The following is a 23,361-nucleotide window of genomic DNA, read 5'->3' as shown; positions in this document are numbered from 1 at the left end:
CAAACTATATGGAGAGCAAAGTATTCTCCTCCCGCCGCCGTCCAGCAAATAACCAAATAAAATAATATATAGAGAAATGAAATTAGCCCGCGCGCCGGCCGTTTCCGCCGTGCGGACTTAGAGGACATCGCGGGCGATCAGCACGCCGGCAGCGTACAGGTAATCAAAATACCGTTACAAATCATGTCGCTATTTTCTCCATAGGCTATCTATCCCGCTTATATCCGCCATACCCCGCCAGCCCCCGGATACATCGGCGCCCGCGCGCCGGAATCGCGCGGATAACCCCGTACCATCGGTCTATACGCCGGTTACAGGCTCCCTTTGTGGTCATAATAAAGTCATTGCCGACAGCATATTGACGAAAAAAACGTCTGCGGACGGTGAACTCAAATGGACTCAGGAAATAACATTTTGCCGCTCCTCGTTTCATTTTCTTACCAGTCATTTACCCGCCCACACCTTGATTGAGCGGGCCGTTAGTCATATGGTCAAAAACACCATCGGTGAAATATAAAACCGGAAGGTATGCCTAAGCGCTATTAAAGATTAAGACGGCGTAAGCTATACAAATCACATCAGTCCGCAATCAGTTATACCTGGTGATGCCGGATGAGTTATCCGTCTCAAATAGCAGCGTTAATTTAGAGGACTCGGCCTGAGTCCGCCGTATAACGATGAGAACTATGGCTAATCAATCGATTTCACCGTCAGAGGATGACCTGCGTCACCAAGATGGCGACCAGCAGCAGAATAATCCCGACAACGAACCATCCGAACGCCGGCGTCCCGGCAAAAAGCCTCTGATTATCCTTGCGATAGTGGTGGTGATTATGCTGATCGCCGCGCTATGGTTCTGGCTGACCACACGCAACATTGAAACCACCGACGACGCCTTTACCGAATCCGATGCGGTCACCATCGCACCAAAAGCGTCCGGTTACGTCACCCAACTGCTGGTGAAAGATAACCAGCGCGTGAAGCAGGGCGACTTATTGATAGTGATCGACCCGCGCGACAGCACCGCCCAGCGCGATCAAGCCCAGGCTCAGTTGGGGCTGGCTATCGCGCAGCTCCATCAAGCGCAGGCGACGCTGGACCTTGCCAGAGTTCAATACCCGGCGCAAAAAGATCAGGCGCAGGCTCAGTTGGCGAAAGCGGAAGCCGCCTTTCTCAACGCGCAGGAAGATTACAAACGGCAACGGGGCGTCGATCCGCGCGCCACATCGCAACGCAACATTGATGCGGCCAGCGCACAGTTAAGAAGCGCGCGGGCCGAATGGGAAAACGCCAAAGCGCAGGTGGAAATCGCCTCGCAGGTCGCGCTGCAAATCCGCCAGCAGGAAACCGCCGTTGAAGCGCGCCAACAGCAGGTGCAACAGGCGCAGGCCCAGCTTAATACCGCGAATCTCAACCTCTCCTATACCGAAGTGCGCGCCCCTTATGACGGCTTTATCACCCGGCGCAACGTGCAGGTCGGCAGCCTGGTGCAGGCGGGCAGTTCGCTGTTCTCCCTGGTTTCACCGGAGGTATGGATCAACGCGAACTTTAAAGAATCCCAGTTGCAACGGATGCGGCCGGGCGACAAAGTTGAAATCGCCGTCGATGCCTGGCCGGATATGAAACTACAAGGCCACGTAGATAGTATTCAGATGGGATCGGGTTCGCGTTTCTCCGCCTTCCCGGCCGAAAACGCCACCGGCAACTATGTGAAAATCGTGCAGCGCGTGCCGGTGAAAATTATCATCGATAAGGGGTTGGATCCGAATAATCCGCTGCCGTTGGGCCTGTCGGTTGAACCCAAGGTGACGGTGGAATGAGCCAGGATCAGAGCTGGCGGCCGGCGGGCAATCCCTGGCTGGTGGCCATTACGGTGACGCTTGCGGTGTTCATGGAGATCCTGGACACCACCATCGTTAACGTGGCGCTGCCGCACGTCGCCGGCTCCCTCTCATCCAGCTATGACGAGTCCACCTGGGTACTGACCTCCTATCTGGTGGCCAACGGCATCGTGCTGCCCATTTCGGCGTTTCTGAGCCGGGTATTCGGCCGCAAGCAATTCTTTTTGATCTGCATCGTGATGTTTACCGTCTGCTCCTTTCTGTGCGGCATCGCCACCGAGCTATGGCAGATCATCCTATTCCGGGTGATGCAGGGCTTTTTCGGCGGCGGCCTGCAGCCGGTGCAGCAATCGGTGCTGCTGGACTACTTCAAGCCGGAAGAGCGCGGCAAGGCGTTCGGCCTGGCGGCGATCGCGGTGATCGTCGCCCCGGTGCTCGGCCCGACGCTGGGCGGCTGGATCACCGATAACTACAGCTGGCGCTGGGTATTCTTCATCAATATTCCGATCGGCATTTTCAGCGTGCTCGCCATCTATCAGTTGCTTGAGGATCCGCCGTGGGAGCGCAAGATGGCGAAGGATAAGCTGAGTATCGACTATATCGGCATCAGCCTGCTGACCCTTGGGCTGGGCTGTTTGCAGGTCATGCTCGACCGTGGCGAAGATGACGACTGGTTTCACTCCAACTTTATCATCACCTTTGCCGTGCTGACGGCCATCGGTCTGGTCGGGGCGGTCTACTGGCTGCTGTACGCCAAAAAGCCGGTGGTGGATCTTTACTGCCTGAAAGACCGCAACTTCGCGGCCTCCAGCGTGTTGATGGCGGGCATGGCGATGATTATGTACGCCAGCGCGGTGGTGATCCCGCAGTTGGCGCAGCAGGACTTAGGCTACACCGCCACCTGGTCGGGGATGATCCTCTCGCCGGGCGCCGTACTGGTGGTGTTGACTATCCCGATAGCGTTAAAACTGATGCCGCTGGTGCAAACGCGCTGGATGATCGCCGGCGCCTTCGCCACGCTGGCCGCCTCTTTTGTCTATTCGTCCACGCTGGCGCCGAATATCGATTTCACCACGCTGGTGTTGATGCGCAGCGCGCAAACTATCGGGCTCGGCTTTTTGTTTGTGCCGCTGACCACCATCGCCTTCGTCACCATTCCACGGCGGCTGAATGCGGATGCGTCGGCGCTGTTCACCATGTGCCGCAACGTGGCGGGATCGATCGGCATTTCGCTGTCCACGGCGATGCTTACCGAACGGCAGCAGGCGCACAGCGCCAGTATGGTGCATAACATGTCCACGCTGAACGAGCCGTTCAACCAGACGGTTGAACGCTGGGCGCATGCGATCAGAGATTTTTCCACGATGGCGGGCGATCCCGTCGCGCTCGCCACCGGCCAAATGTATAAACAGATGATCGTCCAGGCACGTATGCTTGCCTACATCGACATTTTCAGGGGTCTGAGTATTATCGCCCTGCTTCTTATTCCGTTTTGTTTACTGCTTGCGCCGATCAAGAGCAAAGGCAGCGCTGGAGCACACTGACATGAAGGTTTCTCCATCATTTTCATATTCACGATCCGGCATGTTGATGGCGGCCTTACTGACGCTGTCGGCCTGTTCGGTCGGACCCGATTATCAGGCGCCTACTCCCGCCACGCCAGGCAAGTTCAATGACATCGCATCGAACAGCGCGTCAAAACCGCAGGAGACGGCCACCGATCCGAACTGGTGGAAATCGTTTAACGATCCGCAGCTTGACGGTCTGATCGATCGGGCCATCGCCGGCAACCTGACTCTGCAACAGGCGGTGCTGCGTATTGCCGGTTCGCGCCAGCAGCTCAATCAGGCGCGCGGCGCCTGGCTGCCGTCGGTCAACGGCGGTTTGTCGGCGAAACGTCAGCAAATGGGGCTGAAAGGACTGCTGGAGTCCCACCATGTTTACAGTCAGGTGGATCAAGCCAACCCCGACCTGCATTCGGCTCTCGATAGCCTGACTCAGCCAGTCGGGCTGTACCAGGGCAGCTTCGACGCCTCCTGGGAGCTGGATCTGTGGGGCAAAGTGCGCCGCCAGGTTGAAATGGCCGACGCCCAGCAGCAGCAGTCGATTGAAAGCCGGAACGATGCGCTGGTCTCACTGGAGGCGGAAGTCGCCAGAACCTATCTGCAACTGCGCGGCGCGCAGTCCGCCAGCCAGACGCTGGCAACCCAGATCGAAATCGCGCAGCAAACGCTGGAACTGACCCAAAGCCAACAGCGCAACGGTTTGGCGCCGCAGTTGGACGTAGAGAACGCCCGCGCTCAGCTTAGTTCGCTGCGCGCGCAACTGCCGCAGTATCAAGCGCAGATACGCCAGGCGATGAACGGCCTGGCGGTGCTGATCGGCCGGGTTCCCGGCGCCCTTGACGGCGAACTGGCGGCGGACAAATCCTTGCCGACGCTGCCCAAAGCCGTACCGGTCGGCGTGCCGTCAACGCTGGCCAGACGCAGACCGGACGTCCGTGAAGCGGAAGCGCAACTGCATGCCGCCACCGCCAATATCGGCGTGTCTATCGCGCAACTGTTCCCCGATCTGTCGCTCACCGGCCAGTTCGGCGTGCGTAATACCGACGCCAGCTATCTGGATAACTGGAGCAGCCATTTCTATAGCTTCGGCCCCTCCGTGTCGATCCCGCTGTTTCAGGGCGGGCGGCTGATCTCCGGCGTCAAGCTGGCGCGGGCGGAACAGGCCAGCGCGGCGTTAGGCTATCGCCAGACGGTGTTGACCGCGCTGCAAGATGTGGAAAACGCGCTGGTTAGCTATCGCACCGACCAGCAACAGGTTGAAGAGCTCGATCGCAGCGTCGGCGCGTTGCAAAACGCATTTGAACTGGCCAGCGACGGCTACAGCAAAGGCCTATCGTCGTTTATTGACGCGCTGGACGCGCAGCGTCAGCTCTCCCAGGCGAAACAGCAGGCCATCCTGGCGCGCGTACAATGCAGCCTGGATCTGGTCGCCTTGTATAAGGCGCTGGGCGGCGGCTGGGAGCCCTATCAGCAGCTTCAGTTGCCGGAGTATCCGGTGTTTGGCCCGGCCGATAGTCAGAATGGCTGATCGGCGGTATTCCATTAAGAGCGGTGGCATTACCCTTTTGATGACAAACTTTCTGGTTCTCACCCCACCCCAACCCGCCCCTTCACATGGGAGGGCGTTTAGCGCCTCCCCCCTGACAAGGGGGAGGTAGGGAGGGGGTAGCCGCTGGCATCGCTTGTATTCTGCCTGACCCCCCCCCCTCCCCTTCGCAGGGGAGGGAGTTCAGCGCCTCCCCCTGACAAGGGGGAAGTAGGGAGGGGGTAGCCGCTGGCATCGCTTATGTTCTGCTTGATCCCGCCCCAACCTTCCCCTACACAGGCGCGGGAGTTTAGCGCCTCCCCCCGACAAGGGGGAGGTAGGGAGGGGGTAGCCGCTGGCATCGCTTATGTTCTGCTTTACCCCACCCCAACCCTCCCCTTCGCAGGCGCGGGCGTTTAGCGCCTCCCCCTGACAAGGGGGAGGTAGGGAGGGGGTAGCCGCTGGCATCGCTTGTATTCTGCCTGACCCCGCCCCAACCCTCCCCTTCGCAGGCGCGGGAGTTCAGCGCCTCCCCCTGACAAGGGGGAGGCAGGGAGGGGGTAGCCGCTGGCATCGCTTATGTTCTGCTTGATCCCGCCCCGACCCTCCCCTTCGCAGGCGCAGATCATCCTCCGGCGGTCAAACAGCCCAAAACCGAATAAAAAAATAATTGCACATATGTGCAAAGCGATCACCGAACCGTAATAAAGCGCCGATATAGTCCTTTTCTGTTTGAAACCAGAAAAGAGATAAGCCAAGTGACATCCGAAGCGATTAACCAGGTAGAGCCCTCATGGTGGCGCAAATTACGGCACGCCTTTGCGATAGCGCGCCACGAGCCGGCGAATCTAATCGGTATCGTGCTGATAATGCTGTTCACCTGGATTATTCTGGCGCCGGTATTATCCATTCTGCTTGACGCTATCGTGGTACAAAACGGCGATAGCGCGCGCGTACACGCCGCCGAAGGCGCCTTTACCGACTATTATCTGCTGCGCACGCTGACGTCGCGCATGTCCGAGCTGCTGCTGTGGACGCCGCTGATCAATACCCTGGCGGTGGCGGCCAGTACCGTATTCGGCGCGCTGGTCATCGGCGTAACGCTGGCCTGGCTGGTCAACCGCACCGATATGGCCGGGCGGAAATGGTTCGCAACCGCTTTGATTGTACCGTTCATGTTGCCATCCTGGACCTTCGCCCTGGCCTGGACCACCCTCTTTAAGAACCACACCGTGGGCGGCCAGCCCGGCTGGCTGGAAACGCTCGGCTTCCATACTCCGGACTGGCTGGCTTACGGCTACTTTCCTATTGTGACGATCATGGTGCTCCACTACGCGCCGCTGGTTATCCTGATCGTGGGTAACGCCCTGAAACGGGTGGACACCCAGCTGGAGGATTGCGCGCGGGTGCTCGGCGCGTCGCGCAGGGTCATCGCGCTTAATATTGTGGTGCCCCTGGTTCGCCCGGCCCTGCTGTCGGCCGCGCTGCTGATTTTCGCCGACTGCATCGGCGAGTTCGCCATCCCTTACATTCTCGGTTTACCCGTGCGCTTCGATACGCTTTCCACCGGTCTGTACCGGGCGCTGGGATCGCGCCAGACCGGGGTTGCCGCCGTGATCGCCGCCGTCATTATGCTGATGGGCATGATCACGCTGCTGCTGGATATGCGCATGCTGCGCGAAGCCAGGCGCTTTGTAACCGTGAGCGGCAAAGGCGGCATGGATCGCCGTCGTCAATTGGGCCGGTGGCGTATCGCCGCATCCGGCATCGCGTTGATGTTCGTGCTGCTGGGAGTGGCCATTCCGCTCCTTACCCTGTTCTTTTCCACCATCATGAAGCTGCCCGGACGCTTTACCGCCGATAACTTCACCTTTGATTTCTGGATTGGTCATAACCTGGATACGGTCGCCCTGCACAACGGTATTCTGATCACGCCTGATTTCTGGCGCGCGGTATGGAATACCGTCGTTATCGTCGGTTCCGCCTCGCTCGCTTCGGGCATATTGGGTCTGCTGGTGGGCTATGCGGTGATACGCTGCTCCTTCCGCTGGGTCGGGGGATTTTTACGCCAGATTACCTTCCTGCCTTATCTGGTTCCCGGCATTGCGTTCGCCGCCGCCTTTCTGTCCCTGTTCGCCGTGGCGCGCGGCCCGGTGCCCGCTCTGTACGGCACGCCCCTGATACTGGTGATTGCGCTGATCGCGGAAAAGATGCCGTACGCCAGCCGCTCCGGCATCGCCGCGATGACCCAGTTGGGCAAAGAGCCGGAAGAAGCCGCGCGTATCGCCGGCGCCGGCTGGTTTACCCGTATCGGACGGATTGTGATCCCCATCCAGGCGGCGCCGCTGACTACCGGCATTCTGCTGCCGTTTATTTCAGGAATTAAAGGCGTCAGCCTGTTCATCATTCTGGCGATCCCCGCCACCGACGTCCTCACCACCTATTCCCTGCGCTTGATTGATTACAACTACCAACAGGCGGCCAACGCCGTGGTGTTGATGATCGCGCTGATTTCATGGGCCGGAACGGTACTGATCCAGAAGATTTCCGGTACTGGTTTGGCTGAAGGCCTGGAGAGCTAATATGCCTGAGATTACCTTAACCAATCTGATCAAAACCTACCCCGGCAGCCAGAAACCCGCCGTGGATGCCATCAACCTGACGGTCAAAGACGGCGAGTTCATGTGTCTGCTTGGTCCATCCGGCTGCGGTAAAACCACCATCCTGCGTATGATCGCCGGTATTGAACACGCCAGCGGCGGCGAAATCGCCATCGGCGGCGCGGTGATGGATTCCGTCGCCCAATCGACCTTTGTTCCGCCGGAGCGGCGCCGCGTCGGCCTGGTCTTTCAGAGCTACGCCCTGTGGCCGCATATGACGGTTGAGCAGAACGTCGATTTCGGCCTGCGGCTACAGAAAGTCCCGGCCGCGGAACGCGTGGCCCGATGCCAGGATGTGATGGAAAAGCTGCGCATCGCCGAGTATGCCGGCCGCTACCCGGCCCAACTTTCGGGCGGTCAGCAACAGCGCGTCGCCCTGGCCCGCATGCTGGCGGTCAATCCCGGCGTATTGCTGCTCGACGAACCGCTATCCAATCTTGACGCCACCCTGCGCCTGGAAATGCGCGCCGAGTTGCGCCGTCTGCACGAAACCTTCGGCACCACCATCGTCTTTGTCAGCCACGATCAGTGGGAAGCGATGACTCTCGCCACCACCATCGCCGTAATGAGCGCCGGGCATTTACAGCAGGTCGGCACGCCGGATGAGATCTACGCCAGACCCGCCAACCGATTTGTCGCCGAGTTTATCGGCACCCCGAAACTGAACATGATCCCGCTTAATCAGCCGTCCAGCGCGTTGGCGGCCTATATTCAACAGCGCTTTTCCCTGCGTAACACCATGCATGTCTGCGGCATTCGCCCCGAAGAAGTCGCGCTATGCGAACAGCCGCAGATCGATAGCGTGCCGATGATTATCGACAACATCATGCCAACCGGCGGCAGTTGGGTGATTGAGCTGGTCAGAGACGGCGATCGCCTGCTCCACTCCACGCAATTGCGCCCGCGCTGGCAGGCCAATCAGCAAGTGTACTGTCGGTTGCCCGACGCTTCGCTGCACTTTTTCAACCAGCAGGGACAACGCCAGGAACACGTTGTGAGCTAACGGCAAACCGAGAGTAAACGTATTCGTTCAAGACCAACCGAAACTCGCCACCATAGGAAATGTTATGAACCGTAAATTGATAACGAGCCTGGTCATCCTCGCAACGTGCGCGACCGGGGCGCACGCGGAGGAGTCCTTCGATCTGCAATCACTGATTGCCGAAGCCAAAAAAGAAGCGCCGATCACCGTCTACGCGTCAACCGGCAAGATCGTCCAACAGGCTAAAGATTTCAGCCAGCTATACGGCGTTAATGCGGTCGGTATTAAGGCCGATGCGCCGCAGGTTATCGAGATCATCAGCCGCGAAGCGCAGGCGCATAACGTCAAAGCCGACGTGGCGATAATAGAAGACGCTCCCGCCGGCATGGAGCAGTTGCTGAGCAAAGGTTATGTGCAAAGCTGGGTGCCCGACGACATGAAGGCCAATATCCCGGCGCACTATCAAAATCCGCTGACGGTGGTGCTGGCGCCGAATGTTTTCGCCTATAACACCGCGCATTACGACAGTTGTCCGATCACCAATATCTGGCAACTGACCGAACCGAAGTGGCGCGGCAAAGTGGCTATGCAGGATCCCACCAGCAAGCCGGCCTACACCGACTGGTTCAATCAGATGTCCGCCAACTACGATCAATTAGTGCGCGATGCCTATCAACAGGAATTCGGCAAGCCGCTGCAAACGGATGAAAACTCGGCGATGGCGGCGTTCGTGAAAGCGCTGGCGGCCAACCGTCCGCTGCTGACGCATTCCGACAACGATGCCGCGGAAGCGATTGGCGCGCCGGACGGTAAAGGCGATTTCGTCGGTCTGGTTTCCACGGCGAAATTCCGCGATAACAAGAACGGCATGAAACTGGGCCTCTGCCACGGCATGAAACCGTTCATCGGCTGGAATTACCCCAGCATGGGGGTTATCGCCACCGGCAGCCATAGCCCGAACGCCGCCAAACTGTTTATGCATTACCTGATGACCGCCGAAGGCATCGCGCCGCAGGGTGTGGACGGCAAGATGTCCACCAACCAGACGATAAAACTGCCTGCGGATGAAGCCTCCGGTATCGAAAAATATCGCGATGAGTTAATGGTGTACAAAACCGCGACGGCAAAAGCCGACTGGCAGAGCCGCCAGGACTGGCAGGATCTGTGGAATCTGAACTACCAGAAATAAGCGCGTTCGCGGGGGAGCGGCGCGACAGTAGGCGGGAGCCTGCGGGAAGGTCGAGGGTAAGTTTGATGACAACGCTCGAAACCTTGCCGTTAGCGACCCCCTCCCTCCCCTGCGAAGAGGAGGGTCGAGGTGGGGTTAGAGCCAGAAGGTTTGCCGGCAGTTTCAGCGATTGCCGCACTCTTTATTATTTTCGTATCAGGAGCGCTACTTGATTCAAATTAACCTGGAGCGGCGCGAAGCCGCTTTACAACGCATTATTCTCGACGCCGGCGATACCGCACTCCGGCATTTCCGTTCCCGCCGGCCGGGAGAGTTCTCGCTTAAAGGCCACCAGGACTTTCTGACCGAAGCCGATACCCTGGTGGAACAACAGATCCGCCGCGCCATTGCCGACGAGTTTCCTGAAGACGCCCTGCTGGGCGAAGAAACCGGCAGTAAAACCTGCGACGCCTCGGCGCTATGGGTGGTCGATCCGATCGACGGCACCGCCAATTTTGCGCGCGGCATCGAACACTTTTGCATCGCCATCGCATTCGTCAACCAGGGCATCGCCGAACTGGGCGCGATTTACAACCCAACGAGCCAGGAACTGTATATGGCGCGTCGCGGCCGCTATGCGCAGAAAAACGGTCAGGCGTTGCATACCGCTAAAACGGACGACGCACGTAACGCCACCTTCGAACTTGGCTGGTCCACCCGCGTCGCCCAGCGGCGTTATCTGGACGTAATGACCGCGATACTGAGCCAGGGAGCAAACGTGCGCCGCGGATCGTCAGGCGCGCTGGCGCTGGCCTGGGTGGCGGAAGGCCGTACCGACGGCTACGCCGAATTGCATATGAACGCCTGGGACTGTCTGGCCGGTTTGCTGCTGGTGCGTGAAGCCGGCGGCAGCACCGGAAAGATCCCCGCTGACGCCGCGGGGATCTTTAACGGCTGGCCGGTTTTAGCGGCGGCGCCGGGCGTGGCGAATGCGTTGGCGCGCGCCGCCGGGATCCCGCTCGCCGCCGATGATATCCCGCCTGTAGCTGAACAGCGCGACGCCAAATCAGCCGCGCCGCGCTATGACCGTCCCGCTATCAGCCTGATAGCGTCCGATTTTCCCGGTTGGGGCATAGATATTTATATCGGCGGCAGCGCAGGAGTAACCGACCTGGCGCTGCTGGAACAGCACGGCATCAAAACCGTGATTAACTGCGCCGTTAATCTCGATATCGACTGGGTCTCTTCCCCGGAAGCGAATATGCGCGCTCACCTGCTCAACCACGGCTCAGGCCCGATCCGCTACTATAAACTGGGGTTAGTCGACGGTTCAGGAAACGAGCCGGCCATGCTGCACGCGGGCTATCACCTGATGCGCTCCGCCCTGCTGCAGCAAATTCCCGACAAGCCGTCTTACCGTAACCGGGAACGGGGCAATATTTTGGTCAACTGCCGAGGCGGACGCAGCCGTTCCGTGGCGTTAGTCGCCTTATTTATGCATTTGGAGTGCCCGGAACGCTACCCAACGTTAGAATCGGCTATCGCGCATGTTCGGGATAAACGCCAGTTGCACCCGGATGAGTGGTATGAAACGCCGAAGCCGGCGCTGATTGCACTGGCGCAGCGCGCCATTGAGATGGAGCAGGCATTAAGGGCGGCTGGTTTGGGCGTTGCTCCACAACAGGCCGGGTAGGCAAGAGTTCGATGATAACGCCGGTTGCCGCCGGGACGAGCGCGGGGAGAGCGCCTCTCTCCCTAAAGTCCCCGGACGGCAGGCCGGTCAGCGATCCGCACCCCATCGATAAGAGGTAAATGGATGTCTTCTTTGCCGAATAAATGTATGTCCAGCGCAGCGGAGGTGGCCCGCCTGGCCGGGGTTTCCCGTTCGGCGGTTTCGCGCACCTTTACCCCCGGCGGCAGCGTTTCCGCCGAAACGCGCCGTAAAGTTCTGGCCGCCGCCGAAACGCTTAACTACCACGTCAACCACCTGGCGCGCGGCCTGTCTAAAGAGGCTTGCCGCCCGGTATGCATCCTGGGCGGCAATCTCAGCGCCCCTTATCAGGCGAGTCTGCTTGACCAGATCACCCGGCGGCTGCATCAGGCGCAGCGCGCGGTCATGGTGATCAATACCGACGGAGGAGAAGAAAGTTCGAACGCGGCATTGCGCCAAACCCTTAATTACCGCGCCGCCGTCACCATTGTTTTGTCAGGCACGCCTCAGGCGTCGCTGATTGAAACCTGTCTGCAAAGCGGTCAGCAGGTCATACTGATTAACCGCATGGGGCAGTTTGATGGCGCCGACAACATCGAAATCGACTATACCTCGACGATGGCGGATGCTTACCACATGCTATCCCAGGCGGGCTGCCAGCGCATCGCGCTCGTTTCCTCCTGCGCCCGATCGCCCAGTATGGTCATCCGGGAAACCAAATTTCTTGAAGCCGCCGTCCATGCCCAGGAACCGTGCCGGTTAATCCGCCCAGGAACGGCCAGCTATGAAACCGGCGCGGCCGCCGCACGAAAACTGCTGGCGGATCCAGACTGGCCGGACGGCGTATTTTGCGTTACCGACCTGATTGCCTGCGGTTTTATCGACGTAGCGCGTCATGAGTTCGGTTTGCGTATTCCCGAGGACATCTGCGTTATCGGTTTTGATGACATTGAACAGGCCGGTTGGGTCGGCTATCAGTTGACAACCTTTTCCCAACCGCTGGCGGATATGGCAAACGCCATCATCGAGTTATTGCACCCTTCGCCGACGCCGCGCGTGCCGGGCAAGCGGCTGTTTCAGGCCGCGCCGGTATGGCGTAAAACGGTGCGTCTTGAATGAATCAATCCGGCGCAATCTATACCCGATGAACGCCGAGTTGCAGATCAAAACGATGGCCGCCGATATTGACGGCCTGATTGAAAATCCGGGTTATCCGAAGAGTGAGCCGACGCAATCTGCCGATGAGCGCCATTCCGGCCTTAAGACTGCCAGAGCGCCAGGATCAAGGCGGCCAGCCACAAAACAACCGTGGCAAACATCGCCCGGCGCAATAACCGGCGGGCGCCCAGCCAACGCTCGGCCAGCGTCCGCGTTTTACCTTGTTTTATTGGCCACAAGCGCGACATTCCGTCATCGAATGAAGCGAGATCGCTTTCGTCATTCAGTAACGCAAAAAGCCGCTCATCAAGCCATAAACGCCAGCAAAAATAGTGGGTGATGAAAAACAAAATAAGCAGCAAAACGCTGTACGGTGAAGACAAAAAGTTGAAGGCGATAGCTAAAGGCGGGAGCGTCAGCAGCGCCAAATAACGCCAGCTCGAAAGATGGATTTGCATGATGCGGTTCGTCAGCGCGATGTTTGGCATAACCTGTCCTGAAACTGTTCCAGCGCACGCATGTGGGCTGGCGTTAACACAACCTGCGGACGCTGAGATCTTATCAGCTCAACGGCCTGCTTAACGCTGGTTACTTTCCCCTGAGCCAGTAACCAGGCCGCGACAATCGTCGCGCTGCGGGATAAACCGAGCGCGCAGCACACCAGAACCGTATCGTGCGTTTGCCGCAAGCAGCTCAGTTTCGCCACCGCGTTCGAAATACTTCGCTCATCGGGCGCCACTAAATCCATTAACGGATAGGCGCACCAGGTCTGTTTAATCTCTTTGTGAAACTCAGCCGTGAGATCCAGCACGGCGCTTTGCCGCACCTCAGTTTCAGGGAAACCGCCAAGGTAGATGCCATCGCAAATGGCGGATGTTTTGGCCAGGCGGCGGGAAAACCAGCGCATGGAAAGTCTGGCGCCGGCTAAATAAGGCAGCAACAGAAGCCGCGCGGAAAGAGATAGTTGTCCTTGCGCGTTTTTTTGGAAAACGGCGGCGCCCAATCCGGCATAGCCGACAGCGACAATAAACAAGGATAGCGCCGGCCACAGCAATATCTCGCCATAAGGGATGGTTAAGCCGGCAAGCAGAAGCGCCGCGCCTCCTATCGCATATTTTAACGCCAGGCGAACCGCCTGAGCGGATGGGCGTCGCCAGCGCCATTTCCCCGCGATCGGAATCGCATAGCTGATAAAAATCGCCGTAACCATTCCGCTGGGCACATCAATAAAATGGTGCTGCCAGGTGGTTAAAACGGATATTGCGATCAGTAAAAACCAGCCGCCCAATACCGCTTGCGCCCCGCAGCCGCGCAGATGTTGCCGGAAACGCAGCCACAACAACCACGCGAGAATGATGTGTAACGACGGAGCCTGATTATAAGGCAGGTCAAATTGCTCCAACTGGCGAAACAGCCAGCCAAATATCCCCTCGGTTTCCGGGCGGACAAAGGTGAATTTCAGCGGGAACAATAGAAAGGCGCAACAGGCGATCAGCGATGCCGCCAATAGCCGATATCCATGTCGCGTCAGCTCTTGCCTTGAACTACAGATAAACAGTGAAATGCCGTACAGAATATCAATGCTCCAGTATGGCACGATGGTCCACGGCATGAACGGGATCGCATGCTCCCAGCTAAATACGATCCAGCCGACATCATGCCTCGTCGCCGTAAATTGGTTGACTAGCCCATAGGTAAGAAAAAACAGCGGCCCCAGCAATAACAGCCAGCACAGTCCGTGTTTCCAACGGCTAAATTGATCGCGTGAAATGGCTAACTCAGTCATGCCGTTTTCTTACCGCCATCGATACGGTAAAGATGCCGTACTCATCGATAAGCTGCCCGCATTTCTCAAAACCGGCCTGCTCCACCAGCGAATCCATCTCTTGCTGGCTGCGAACCCGCATCATCCAGGGAGTGCCGTTCCGGTGGCTGGTTAAGGTATAGGCGATCGTTTTTAACTGCGGATGCCAGGGCTGTCCGGTGTAGACCAATACGCCGCCCGGAGGAATTGATGCGGCAAGCCCGGCCAAAGAAGCGCGAAGTAACTCATTTTCCGGGAACAGTTCATACAAACCAGAAACTATCCCTAACGTAGGGGCCGGTTCAATTGACGCGAGGGAGTCGTAGTCAAAGGCATTTCCCGTTTTGAATTGAGCAAGCTGGCTTAGTCCCCGCTCCTCAATCATAGCCTGCCCTTTTGTCACATTCAGCTCGCTGTAATCCCGCAGCAGAATACTTTCAATATCGGGCTGTTTTTCCAATGCATCCAGCACATAGCGGCCATGCCCGGCGGCGATATCCACGACGCGTATCGGCATATTTTTTTCTCTCAACGTCGCCAAGGCCCGTTGGATCATCTGCTGGATATGAATTTTGCGTACGCGAATGCCGCGCCAGCCGATGCTGTTAAGATAGTTACGGTCAATCATCCGCCCAATAGCGTCTTTCCCTTCCGGGGCGTTGCGATAGACATAATCAAGGGTGCTGCCGGAGTCAAAACCGGTATCATAGCCCAGTTGCATTCCCTTTGAGCGTCTGCCGATAGTTTTCATGCAGTAACTCAACGCGGCGTAGTACATCCCTTCCAGCGAAAGCAATTTCGGCGGAGCCTGCAATTCGCGATAGGCATCGGCGCTTGGGCTCCAGCGATCTTCATGACTGTAGTCGAATGAGTAAACGTCGCTGCTGTAGAGGCGCGAGATAAAATCCCTCATTTTATCGAAGGCGATATGCCGCGCTTTCTCACCCAAGGTATCGTGGTAAAAACCCGGTAAAATATGCTGTTCTTTTATCGCGCTGCGTAAACCGGCATAAAATCGCTTTTGCGGCTTTGCGTGCACCACGAAGTCATCGCCGGAAATAAGTAGTTGGGTAGGCAGCGTGATGGCTGAAGAATCGGAAACGATACGTTGCGCGGTTTTATAGAGGTCCAATAAAATATTGACGGCGATTTGCCGCGTGATTAATTCGTCCCGTTCAAAGCTGGCGATACGTTCGGGGTCGTGGCTTAGATACTTCCCTTTAACGTAAGAGTTTACATAAAACAGGCCGCGTATCCGCTGCAATAATCCCAAGCCTGCGCGGGCGAAAGGCACATAGAGTTTGACCTTAAACGCCGGAGACGCCAGCACCATGCCGCGAATTTTGGGCGCATAATCATGAACCCATGCGGCGACCAGCACCGCGCCCACGCTTTGCGCGATCACAATAATATCTTCACTAGCGACATTGGCGTCCGCCGCCACAAAGCGGACGAACTCATCCACATCCCGCACCGAGCGGGCAAGGCTAGGACTATAGCCGCGATCTCCGGGAGACTTCCCGTGCCCGCGCGCGTCCCAGGCGTAAAAATGCGTATCCGGCATTACCAGCTCATCAACGACGTGCTGTAACCGGCCAGAATGCTCATGTCCACGATGAAATAGCACAATGACTTTACGGCCATCGCCTTCCACTGCCGGCCAATGACGAAAATACAACGATGTATCGTCGCTGGTTGAGAATGTTCCCTCCTTAAATAAACGGGCATCACGACTCATAATATTTTCCTTGTGGCATTCTGTTGTAATGCAAGAAAGCGGTTTAATAAGTTATTTTTGAAGGACGTTTTATCGGCCTCAAAAAATAGCGGGTCATCAACATAAATATCGATAAAAAACGGCACGGGTATTTTTTGGCCTTTCCCCATCGATCTGTCCAGCCCATGCATATAGACGGGAATAATGGGGACTTCAGGACATTGCTGACTTAAATGCCAAATGCCCGACTTAATGTCTGATAACTTGCCCGGCTCGCCGCGGGTTCCTTCAGGAAACAGAATAATTATTTTATTTTCAGCCAATGCATCAACACAGGATTGTAATGGATTCGCCTTATGGGCTCCGCGATAAACAGGAATGATGCCGATAACTTTGAGGGCGAACCAGGCGATCAGTTTATTCTTTAAAAAGTAATCGGCCGCGGCGACGGGCTGCACATTAACAAGGGTGGAGAGAGGAAAGAGCGTAAATAACGTCAGTACATCCAAGTGACTATTGTGGTTAGCCACGATAATGGCCGGGCCGCTGACCGGTAGTTTTTTTCTATTGGAAATTGAAACCCCAAGCCAAATCCATACTACGGGATAAGCGACGCACAGAGTGAACAACCAGCGCAACATGCGGTTCATGAGCGCTCCTTAAATATAGAAATAGTAATAAAAGTGGAAAAACAGCGGCGCGGTGTAAATCAACGAGTCCAGACGGTCCAAAATGCCGCCGTGCCCAGGCAGCAGTTTCCCGGAATCTTTAACGCCGAAATCCCGCTTAATGGCAGAGATCACGACATCGCCGCAAAATCCGCTAACGCCGATAATAACGCCCGCCCCTAATGAATGGAGCCAGTCCATCTGCGTTAGCGCCGGCCCCAGGATGGCCGCCAGGAGAGTGGTGGTGCATACCCCGCCGAGCAGCCCGGCCAGCGTTTTATTCGGGCTGACTTTCGGCGTAACCTTAATTCTGCCCAGCGACTTGCCCCACAGGTACTGAGCGACATCATTTATTTCGGTCAGCGCGACGAGGAAAACCACCAGCAATGCGCCCGCGCTGACATCCTCTCCCGGCAAAGCCAGCAAAAAAGCGACGTGGCTTAATGCAAACACGGTCGTCATCATGCCCCAGTGCATAACCGATGCGGAATGCAAAAAGCCTTTGGTATCGCCGATGATCACCATTCGAGCGGGTAAAAATAAAAATACATAAATGGGAATAAAGATAATGAACATGCCGTACCAGGACATTCCTATCCAGATGTACTGTAATGGAATAGCCGCATACATCCATAGCAGGGGAACATTATCCGAACGCCGCGTTGGCGCCAGCGTCAAATATTCTTTTAGGGATAAGAAGCTGATGAATCCAAAGAAAGTCAGCGCCAGCCATTTGGGCGAGAGCATCGCCAGAGAAAACAGACAAATAATCACCCACCAGCTGTTAATCCGCTGCTGCAATTCAAGCCAGTCACGCTGAGGACGACAGCGTTTCAATATGAATATCGTGACGGTCGCCAGCATCAGAATGCTGAAAATGCCGCCCAGACAATAATATAAAGTTTGTGTTGTATTAGACATGCCGGCTCTCCAACGCGCTACGGCAACGGTTGATACAGGTCCAAACCAGTAATAATGCGGCAATAATAAATACGATATTTGCAAAAGCCGCATACTGAGGCCATAGCGCAATACCAAGACCTAATGCGCCGAACAGAAATGCGCGATCGCTTTTGCCAAGCGGACCGCGATAGTTCCTTTGACCCGTTAACGTTTGCGTGACGACGCCGCAAAACTCAGTTAGCCAGGAGAGCAAAACAACGAGAACGACCAACCAGGGCCAAACCCCTGCCAGGAAGGCGAAAGCGAGGTACAGCGCCGCATCTGAAATAATATCCCCGACTTCATTCAGAATGGCGCCTAACGTTGTCCGTTGGTTAAACTCCCTCGCCAACATGCCGTCAATCGCGTTGAGCGCCATACGAAAAAATAAATAAATCGGCAGGGAAATAAATAAGAGAGGAAGCGGAAATAACATCAATAATCCGCCCAGAACCACCGATATCAACATCGCCGACAGCGTCACCTGGTTTGCCGATACTCCCCAATGATGCAGCTTGATAACTATCGGTCTTAATAGATTTTGAAACTTCGGCTTAATATCATACAACGTCACTTGGCGGCTCCTGTCGTTGTTTAAAGTAGTGCATCGCTAAAATGTGCTCAGCAACAGTAGACCTACTAGCCATAAACGAGTTTGCTTTCTTCAAATTTTATCAAGCCGGGTCTACCGTGGCACTATGCCGACGGCGCCGGTGGTAATCAACTGTAATATACTCAAACGCCGCCGTTTTTATCGCGATCCCCGAATTGCGGCGCGTTTCGTGGGTCGGATACGGTAGATATAATAAGGCGCGTTTTACCGGTAGAGAGGGAATAATTGCGGGCTCCGCGCTTCAAGCCAGCCGCGGGAGAATAATGATGCCGGAGCGGAGGCCGCCGGAATTGACGGCCTGATTGAAAAGCCGGGTTAGTATTTGAATAACCCGGTCGAACCTTATAAAAGGACAGCCGTCACAATCCTTTCTTTTCCATCCAGAGAGCCAGATCGATAAGACGGTTGGAAAAACCCCATTCGTTGTCATACCAGGCGAGGATCTTGACCATGTTGCCGCCAATCACCAGCGTGGATAGCCCGTCAATGATCGACGAACGCGGATCGCCTTTGTAATCGCTCGATACCAGCGGCTCGTCGCTATAGCCGAGAATGCCCTTCAGCGGGCCCGACTCGGACGCGCGACGAAAGGCGGCATTGACTTCATCCGCCGTCACCGCACGCTTCAACGTCACCGACAAATCGACGATAGAGACGACCGGCACCGGAACTCTCAAAGAGTACCCCGTCAGGCGTCCATCCAACTCTGGAATAACTTTGCCGATCGCCTTAGCCGCGCCGCTGGAATAGGGAACGATTGACAGCGCCGCGGCTCTGGCGCCGCGCAGATCCTTTTCCGGCTGATCGTGCAGCGCCTGGCTATTGGTATAGGCATGCGTGGTGTTCATCAAACCATATTCGATGCCGAAAGACTGATGAAGGACCAAAGCCGCGGGCGCCAGGCCATTGGTGGTGCAACTGCCGTTGCTGACGACCGTATGATGGCGCGGATCGTATTTATCGTGATTCACGCCCATCACCACGGTGAGATCGTCGTTCTTTCCCGGCGCGGAAATGATAACCCGCTTAGCTCCCCCTTTGGTGATATGTACCTCGGCCTGAGCCTTGTCGGTGAAGAACCCGGTGGCCTCAATCACGATATCGACGCCGGCGCTTTGCCATGGGATCGCGCCGGGATCTCTTTCCGAGAAAACCCGCACCGGCTCGCCATCAATAATCAATTTGTCCTCAGCGGCTTCGACGCTGGCCGGCAAAACGCCTGAAAGCGAATCGTATTTCAAAAGATGGGCCAGGGTTTTGCTATCCGTTAGGTCGTTGATTGCGACGACCCGGAAATCATCGTTTCCTAAAGCGGCGCGCAGAACATTGCGACCGATTCTTCCGAACCCGTTAATACCTACATTGACCATACCAGAACTCCTTTGTTATCCGTCTATGCGCTAAATTTAGCGCAGGATAACGATGGCGCATACGACATAAAAAGATCAATTTACGCCAAAATTTCGCGCATGAAACCGTTCACGGTACTCCGTCGGGGTAAGCTGTAGGTTCCTTTCAAAAACGCGGCGCAGGTTAAGACCGCTGCCAAACCCGGTGCTCTGCGCCACCATCTCGATCCCGTCCGTACTTTGCTCCAGAAGCTGCCGCGCCGCGTCCAAACGCACCTCTTCCACATATCTGGCCGGCGGCGTCCCCACTTCACGAGTAAACACCCGCGTGAAGTTACGCGGACTCATGGAGATCCGTTCGGCCAGCTTGTCGACAGATAAATCGCCAGCAAGATTCGCCAGGATCCAAAACTGCAGGTCGCGGATTGGCCCCGGCCTCCTGGCCTGTTTCAGCAGATAGCGGCTGAACTGAGACTGCCCGCCGGGTCTGCGCAGAAACATGACGAGATCTTGCGCTACATCGCGGGCCAAGGGAAAACCATAATCGTTTTCGACCAGCGCCAGGGTAAGATCGAAGCCTGAACTGACGCCTGCGGAAGTCCATATCGGGCCATCCTGAACGTAAATCGGCCCCCTTTCGACCTTCACGCTGGGGAAATCCGTTTGCAGAGTGTCCAGCAAACGCCAATGTGTGGTGGCGCGGCGTCCATCAAGAAGTCCGGTCCGCGCGAGCAGCAACGCGCCGCCGCAGACGGAAACGACGCGTCCGGCATAAGGAGCGGCTTGACGCACCCAGGCGGCGACACCGTCCCGTTCTTCTTCTGTCACGCCCCTGCCCGTGATCATGATGGTGTCACGCTTAATCTTGGGGTCGAGATCGGACAACCGCTGGTCCGCCAGGAGATTTAGCCCCGACATTCCTTGGACCACTTTATGAGGTTGCGTCGTCGCAATCGTCACCTGGTAGAGCGGCTGATGCGCATCCGCCGGCTGCAACCGATTGGCCTGAATCAGAATATCGGCGACGCCCGTTGCTTCGAACAGCATTCCCCCGTCGGGGACGATAATTAGAAAAGTATGCATGACCTAAAATATATAAAAATACAATTTAAGCCAATATTACTCGTTTACGGCGCGGCAATGCAACGACGCTTTTCACCCGCTCACACGGCGGGATATCCACAGCAACGGAAGCGGCGCCGGCGCGCGAACGGGTCATCGGCGGCATCACGATACGGTTGGGTAACGTCAGATCGCCCATTCGATAAGGGGTAAAAAGCATAGGTTAGTGCTCCTGTGTGGTAGCCGGCAGTTTGAGATCCGGTAACAAGGCCTGTAGATCGACGGCCGCGGCCAGCGCGCGGTTGCCCTCATCACCCGGGTGCAGGCGATCGCCGGAATCGAAACGGGCCGCCAGGCGGGCGGAGTGCGCGCCATCGCGCAGGATGGCATCGGCGTCGATCACCGCATCGAACGCGCCGCTGTGGCGTATCCAGTCATTCACCTGCCGGCGCAGGGCATCCTTGGCCGGCTGGTAGTAATCCTCCAGCAGCGTGCCGGGCAATGCGCCCTCGAACGGCGTCAGCGTGGCGCCGATGACGCGCACGCCGTGGCTGTGCGCCTGCGCAATCAGTTGGCGGTAGCCCGCGGTTAACGCGGCCAGCGTGGGGGGCGCGCTTGCCGGCGCGAATGCCGTTCCCGGCCAGGCAATATCATTTATCCCCAGCATCACAATGGCGCTTTGCACGCCCGGCTGCGCCAGCACATCACGCTCCCAGCGCGCCAGCGCATTAACGCCCATGCCGTCGGATAACAAACGCCCGCCGGAAATACCGGCGTTGAGCACGGCAACGCCATACGGCGCCAGGCGGGCGGCCAGGAAATCGGGCCAGCGCGCGTTGTTATCCAGGCTGGCGGCGGCGCCGTCGGTGATCGAATCGCCAATAACTGCCACCGCGCGCGCCGCTGCGGGCGCCTCGACCTGAACCCCGGCCAGCAGCAGCCGCGTCGTCGTGGTTTCCCCGCCGGATAGCGCCGGCGCCATGACCCGATCGCCCGGCACAATCCAGCCGGTCTGGCGGCCATCCCAGTGGAAGGTGCTGATGGGGGTAGCCGCCGGCAGGTACAAACTCACCGCCACCTGCCCCAAGGCGGGCACCGGCAGCGCGATCGGATCGCTAAGCAGAACGGCCCCGGGAGGGATCACCGCCGCCGCCTGGCCGCCAAAGGTAATGGTACGCAGGCTCTCAACGTGTACGGCCCCGTCGGGCGCCGGCTGGGCAGCCGTCGCCTGGCCCAAAAAAAGCGGCCGGCCGCCGTAGGCGTTGGACAAGACGATGCGTATCCGCGGCCCGCCCAAACTGACGCGCACCACCTGGCGCACGGTATGATCGTGCAGTTGCGCGGGCGTATTGCGCGGAAATAAAAAATCCGCAGCCCAAACGGGCTGGGGACTGGCGCTCCAACTGGCCACCCAATGGGAAGCGGATGCCGCCACGCCTCCTGCGCTGAATACACTGGCTAACAGCATGCCTGCCGATAGGGTTTTGGCGTTTTTCATCCTGGTGATCTCAATGGCAATGTGTCGCTAAAGGGTGAACCTAACGGCTAAAATGCACTAGACTGCCTTAAGGAAAAACATTTATGAATTGAAGTCACAAGGAGGCCGCGATGGCCCGGTTGGAAATCAACCGTTCCGGCGAACTGGACGTTTTTGTGCAGGTTGTTGAACAGGGTGGATTTTCTGCCGCTGCGCGCGCCTGTGGGATGACGCCCTCCGCCGTAAGCAAGCTGATCACTCGCCTGGAACGCCGGTTGGGCGCCCGGCTGTTGAACCGTTCGACCCGCCAGCTCCAGCTCACGCCGGAAGGCTGCGCCTTTTACGAGCGCGGCGTGCGCATCCTGGCCGATCTGGCTGAAGCGGAACGCTGCGCCAGCGCCCACTCGACGCCGCGCGGGCGGCTGCGGGTAAACGCCAACGTGCCGTTCGGCCACCATTTTCTGTTACCGCTGGCGCCGGAATTTCTCGCCCGTTACCCCGATGTGGCGTTAGATATCGTACTGACCGATGAGGTCATTGATATTCTGGAACAGCGCACCGACGTGGCCGTGCGCGCCGGCCCGCTCAAAGACTCCAGCCTGGTGGCGCGCAAACTCGGCCAGACGCGCATGATGATCGTCGGCGCGCCGGATTATCTGGCCCGCAACGGCATGCCGACCACGCCGGATGAATTGGCGCATCACAACCGCCTGGACGCCAACTATGCACGCGCCCAACCCGGCTGGCTGCTGCGTCACGCTGGCGAGGACATTATCGTTCCAGCAACCGGCAACGCGCAGGCCAGCGACGGCGAAGCGCTGCGACGTTTGGCGCTTTCCGGCCTGGGGCTGGCGCGTTTAGCGGCGTTTCAGGTGCGAGAGGATATCGCAGCCGGCCGGCTGCTGCCGGTGCTTGAGGCGTGTAACCCCGGCGATATCGAAGAGATCCACGCGGTTTTCGTCGGACAGGGCGGCTATCTGCCGCTGCGGGTACGCGCCTTGCTCGACTTTCTCGTCGAGCGAGTCAGGATCGGCGAAGCGTAATCTTGTCGAGGGAGACGATAAACTCAGCGTCGGGGCTAAAGGCGCGATGGCGTTTAATCGCGGGAATAACGCCGCT

At 57.5% G+C, this 23,361-nt stretch carries 19 protein-coding genes; 9 read left to right on the top strand and 10 right to left on the bottom strand.

Translation table 11 applies throughout. The annotated features are described in order from the left end of the window. The first annotated feature begins 686 nt into the window (after positions 1-686). The 8 genes from HC231_RS06365 (at position 687) to HC231_RS06330 (ending at position 12,571) form a co-directional block, all read left to right on the top strand. Positions 687-1,820 (top strand): HlyD family secretion protein, encoded by a 1,134-nt coding sequence (locus tag HC231_RS06365; RefSeq protein ID WP_425490512.1) that lies wholly within the window; start codon positions 687-689, stop codon positions 1,818-1,820. Then, the gene (locus tag HC231_RS06360; protein WP_208230223.1) at positions 1,817-3,385 is read left to right on the top strand and encodes a DHA2 family efflux MFS transporter permease subunit; all 1,569 of its coding nucleotides are present in this window, start codon (positions 1,817-1,819) and stop codon (positions 3,383-3,385) included. Before HC231_RS06365 ends, HC231_RS06360 begins: the two co-directional genes overlap by 4 nt. Position 3,386: 1 nt before the next feature. Continuing rightward, complete coding sequence (locus HC231_RS06355) at positions 3,387-4,934, top strand: efflux transporter outer membrane subunit (protein ID WP_208230222.1); 1,548 nt, start codon at positions 3,387-3,389, stop codon at positions 4,932-4,934. A 755-nt stretch (positions 4,935-5,689) separates the two neighbouring features. Then, positions 5,690-7,513, top strand: a complete 1,824-nt coding sequence (locus HC231_RS06350; RefSeq protein WP_208230221.1) for an ABC transporter permease — start codon at positions 5,690-5,692, stop codon at positions 7,511-7,513. A gap of 1 nt (position 7,514) precedes the next feature. Then, on the top strand, positions 7,515-8,594 hold the full coding sequence (locus tag HC231_RS06345; protein WP_208230220.1) for an ABC transporter ATP-binding protein: 1,080 nt from the start codon (positions 7,515-7,517) through the stop codon (positions 8,592-8,594). A 64-nt stretch (positions 8,595-8,658) separates the two neighbouring features. Next, positions 8,659-9,762, top strand: coding sequence for an ABC transporter substrate-binding protein (locus HC231_RS06340; protein ID WP_208230219.1), 1,104 nt, complete (start codon positions 8,659-8,661; stop codon positions 9,760-9,762). Between the two features lie 208 nt (positions 9,763-9,970). Beyond that, entirely contained in the window at positions 9,971-11,434 is a 1,464-nt protein-coding gene (locus HC231_RS06335) for an inositol monophosphatase family protein (RefSeq protein WP_208230218.1), read from the top strand. Positions 11,435-11,581: 147 nt separating this feature from the next. After that, positions 11,582-12,571, top strand: coding sequence for a LacI family DNA-binding transcriptional regulator (locus tag HC231_RS06330; RefSeq protein WP_246494705.1), 990 nt, complete (start codon positions 11,582-11,584; stop codon positions 12,569-12,571). Positions 12,572-12,711: 140 nt separating this feature from the next. Here the strand turns inward: HC231_RS06330 and HC231_RS06325 are convergent, their stop codons facing one another. The 10 genes from HC231_RS06325 to HC231_RS06280 all read right to left on the bottom strand — a co-directional run bounded on the left by HC231_RS06325 (position 12,712) and on the right by HC231_RS06280 (position 22,263). Continuing rightward, complete coding sequence (locus HC231_RS06325; RefSeq protein WP_208230216.1) at positions 12,712-13,098, bottom strand: hypothetical protein; 387 nt, start codon at positions 13,096-13,098, stop codon at positions 12,712-12,714. After that, on the bottom strand, positions 13,080-14,396 hold the full coding sequence (locus tag HC231_RS06320; protein ID WP_208230215.1) for a phosphatase PAP2/dual specificity phosphatase family protein: 1,317 nt from the start codon (positions 14,394-14,396) through the stop codon (positions 13,080-13,082). Before HC231_RS06320 ends, HC231_RS06325 begins: the two co-directional genes overlap by 19 nt. Further along, a complete protein-coding gene (locus HC231_RS06315; RefSeq protein WP_208230214.1) occupies positions 14,389-16,152 on the bottom strand; it encodes a bifunctional alpha/beta hydrolase/class I SAM-dependent methyltransferase in 1,764 nt (587 codons plus the stop codon). The genes HC231_RS06320 and HC231_RS06315 overlap by 8 nt, the downstream gene beginning before the upstream one ends. Continuing rightward, complete coding sequence (locus tag HC231_RS06310) at positions 16,149-16,781, bottom strand: lysophospholipid acyltransferase family protein (protein WP_208230213.1); 633 nt, start codon at positions 16,779-16,781, stop codon at positions 16,149-16,151. The genes HC231_RS06315 and HC231_RS06310 overlap by 4 nt, the downstream gene beginning before the upstream one ends. Before the next feature lie 9 nt (positions 16,782-16,790). Next, on the bottom strand, positions 16,791-17,720 hold the full coding sequence (locus HC231_RS06305) for a phosphatidate cytidylyltransferase (protein ID WP_208230212.1): 930 nt from the start codon (positions 17,718-17,720) through the stop codon (positions 16,791-16,793). Beyond that, positions 17,713-18,315 carry a CDP-alcohol phosphatidyltransferase family protein gene (locus HC231_RS06300; RefSeq protein ID WP_208230211.1) on the bottom strand — a complete coding sequence of 201 codons (603 nt, stop codon included), beginning with the start codon at positions 18,313-18,315 and terminating at the stop codon, positions 17,713-17,715. Before HC231_RS06300 ends, HC231_RS06305 begins: the two co-directional genes overlap by 8 nt. A gap of 398 nt (positions 18,316-18,713) precedes the next feature. Further along, positions 18,714-19,724 carry a type I glyceraldehyde-3-phosphate dehydrogenase gene (gene gap / locus HC231_RS06295; protein ID WP_208230210.1) on the bottom strand — a complete coding sequence of 337 codons (1,011 nt, stop codon included), beginning with the start codon at positions 19,722-19,724 and terminating at the stop codon, positions 18,714-18,716. A 75-nt stretch (positions 19,725-19,799) separates the two neighbouring features. Further along, positions 19,800-20,786, bottom strand: coding sequence for a GlxA family transcriptional regulator (locus HC231_RS06290; protein ID WP_208230209.1), 987 nt, complete (start codon positions 20,784-20,786; stop codon positions 19,800-19,802). Positions 20,787-20,811: 25 nt separating this feature from the next. Then, complete coding sequence (locus HC231_RS24220) at positions 20,812-20,985, bottom strand: hypothetical protein (protein ID WP_208230208.1); 174 nt, start codon at positions 20,983-20,985, stop codon at positions 20,812-20,814. 3 nt (positions 20,986-20,988) lie between these two features. Next, positions 20,989-22,263: an SGNH/GDSL hydrolase family protein gene (locus HC231_RS06280; RefSeq protein ID WP_208230207.1), complete on the bottom strand. Its 1,275-nt coding sequence runs from the start codon at positions 22,261-22,263 to the stop codon at positions 20,989-20,991. A 110-nt stretch (positions 22,264-22,373) separates the two neighbouring features. Here HC231_RS06280 and HC231_RS06275 point away from each other — a divergent pair, with 110 nt between their 5' ends. Next, positions 22,374-23,285, top strand: coding sequence for a LysR family transcriptional regulator (locus HC231_RS06275; RefSeq protein ID WP_208230206.1), 912 nt, complete (start codon positions 22,374-22,376; stop codon positions 23,283-23,285). The last annotated feature ends 76 nt before the right edge of the window (positions 23,286-23,361 follow it).

Source organism: Brenneria izadpanahii, from assembly GCF_017569925.1.
Lineage (GTDB): Bacteria > Pseudomonadota > Gammaproteobacteria > Enterobacterales > Enterobacteriaceae > Brenneria > Brenneria izadpanahii.
The sequence above is the reverse complement of the archived record's forward strand: the minus strand, read 5'-3'. Positions and strand labels throughout refer to the sequence as shown.

Bases quoted from the DNA above. Each gene is read 5' to 3' on its own strand.
- HC231_RS06365 (WP_425490512.1), top strand. From the start codon at position 687: ATGGCTAATCAATCGATTTCACCGTCAGAGGATGACCTGCGTCACCAA.
- HC231_RS06360 (WP_208230223.1), top strand. From the start codon at position 1,817: ATGAGCCAGGATCAGAGCTGGCGGCCGGCGGGCAATCCCTGGCTGGTG.
- HC231_RS06355 (WP_208230222.1), top strand. From the start codon at position 3,387: ATGAAGGTTTCTCCATCATTTTCATATTCACGATCCGGCATGTTGATG.
- HC231_RS06345 (WP_208230220.1), top strand. From the start codon at position 7,515: ATGCCTGAGATTACCTTAACCAATCTGATCAAAACCTACCCCGGCAGC.
- HC231_RS06340 (WP_208230219.1), top strand. From the start codon at position 8,659: ATGAACCGTAAATTGATAACGAGCCTGGTCATCCTCGCAACGTGCGCG.
- HC231_RS06330 (WP_246494705.1), top strand. From the start codon at position 11,582: ATGTCCAGCGCAGCGGAGGTGGCCCGCCTGGCCGGGGTTTCCCGTTCG.
- HC231_RS06325 (WP_208230216.1), bottom strand. From the start codon at position 13,098: ATGCCAAACATCGCGCTGACGAACCGCATCATGCAAATCCATCTTTCG.
- HC231_RS06320 (WP_208230215.1), bottom strand. From the start codon at position 14,396: ATGACTGAGTTAGCCATTTCACGCGATCAATTTAGCCGTTGGAAACAC.
- HC231_RS06315 (WP_208230214.1), bottom strand. From the start codon at position 16,152: ATGAGTCGTGATGCCCGTTTATTTAAGGAGGGAACATTCTCAACCAGC.
- HC231_RS06310 (WP_208230213.1), bottom strand. From the start codon at position 16,781: ATGAACCGCATGTTGCGCTGGTTGTTCACTCTGTGCGTCGCTTATCCC.
- HC231_RS06305 (WP_208230212.1), bottom strand. From the start codon at position 17,720: ATGTCTAATACAACACAAACTTTATATTATTGTCTGGGCGGCATTTTC.
- gap (WP_208230210.1), bottom strand. From the start codon at position 19,724: ATGGTCAATGTAGGTATTAACGGGTTCGGAAGAATCGGTCGCAATGTT.
- HC231_RS06290 (WP_208230209.1), bottom strand. From the start codon at position 20,786: ATGCATACTTTTCTAATTATCGTCCCCGACGGGGGAATGCTGTTCGAA.
- HC231_RS24220 (WP_208230208.1), bottom strand. From the start codon at position 20,985: ATGCTTTTTACCCCTTATCGAATGGGCGATCTGACGTTACCCAACCGT.
- HC231_RS06280 (WP_208230207.1), bottom strand. From the start codon at position 22,263: ATGAAAAACGCCAAAACCCTATCGGCAGGCATGCTGTTAGCCAGTGTA.
- HC231_RS06275 (WP_208230206.1), top strand. From the start codon at position 22,374: ATGGCCCGGTTGGAAATCAACCGTTCCGGCGAACTGGACGTTTTTGTG.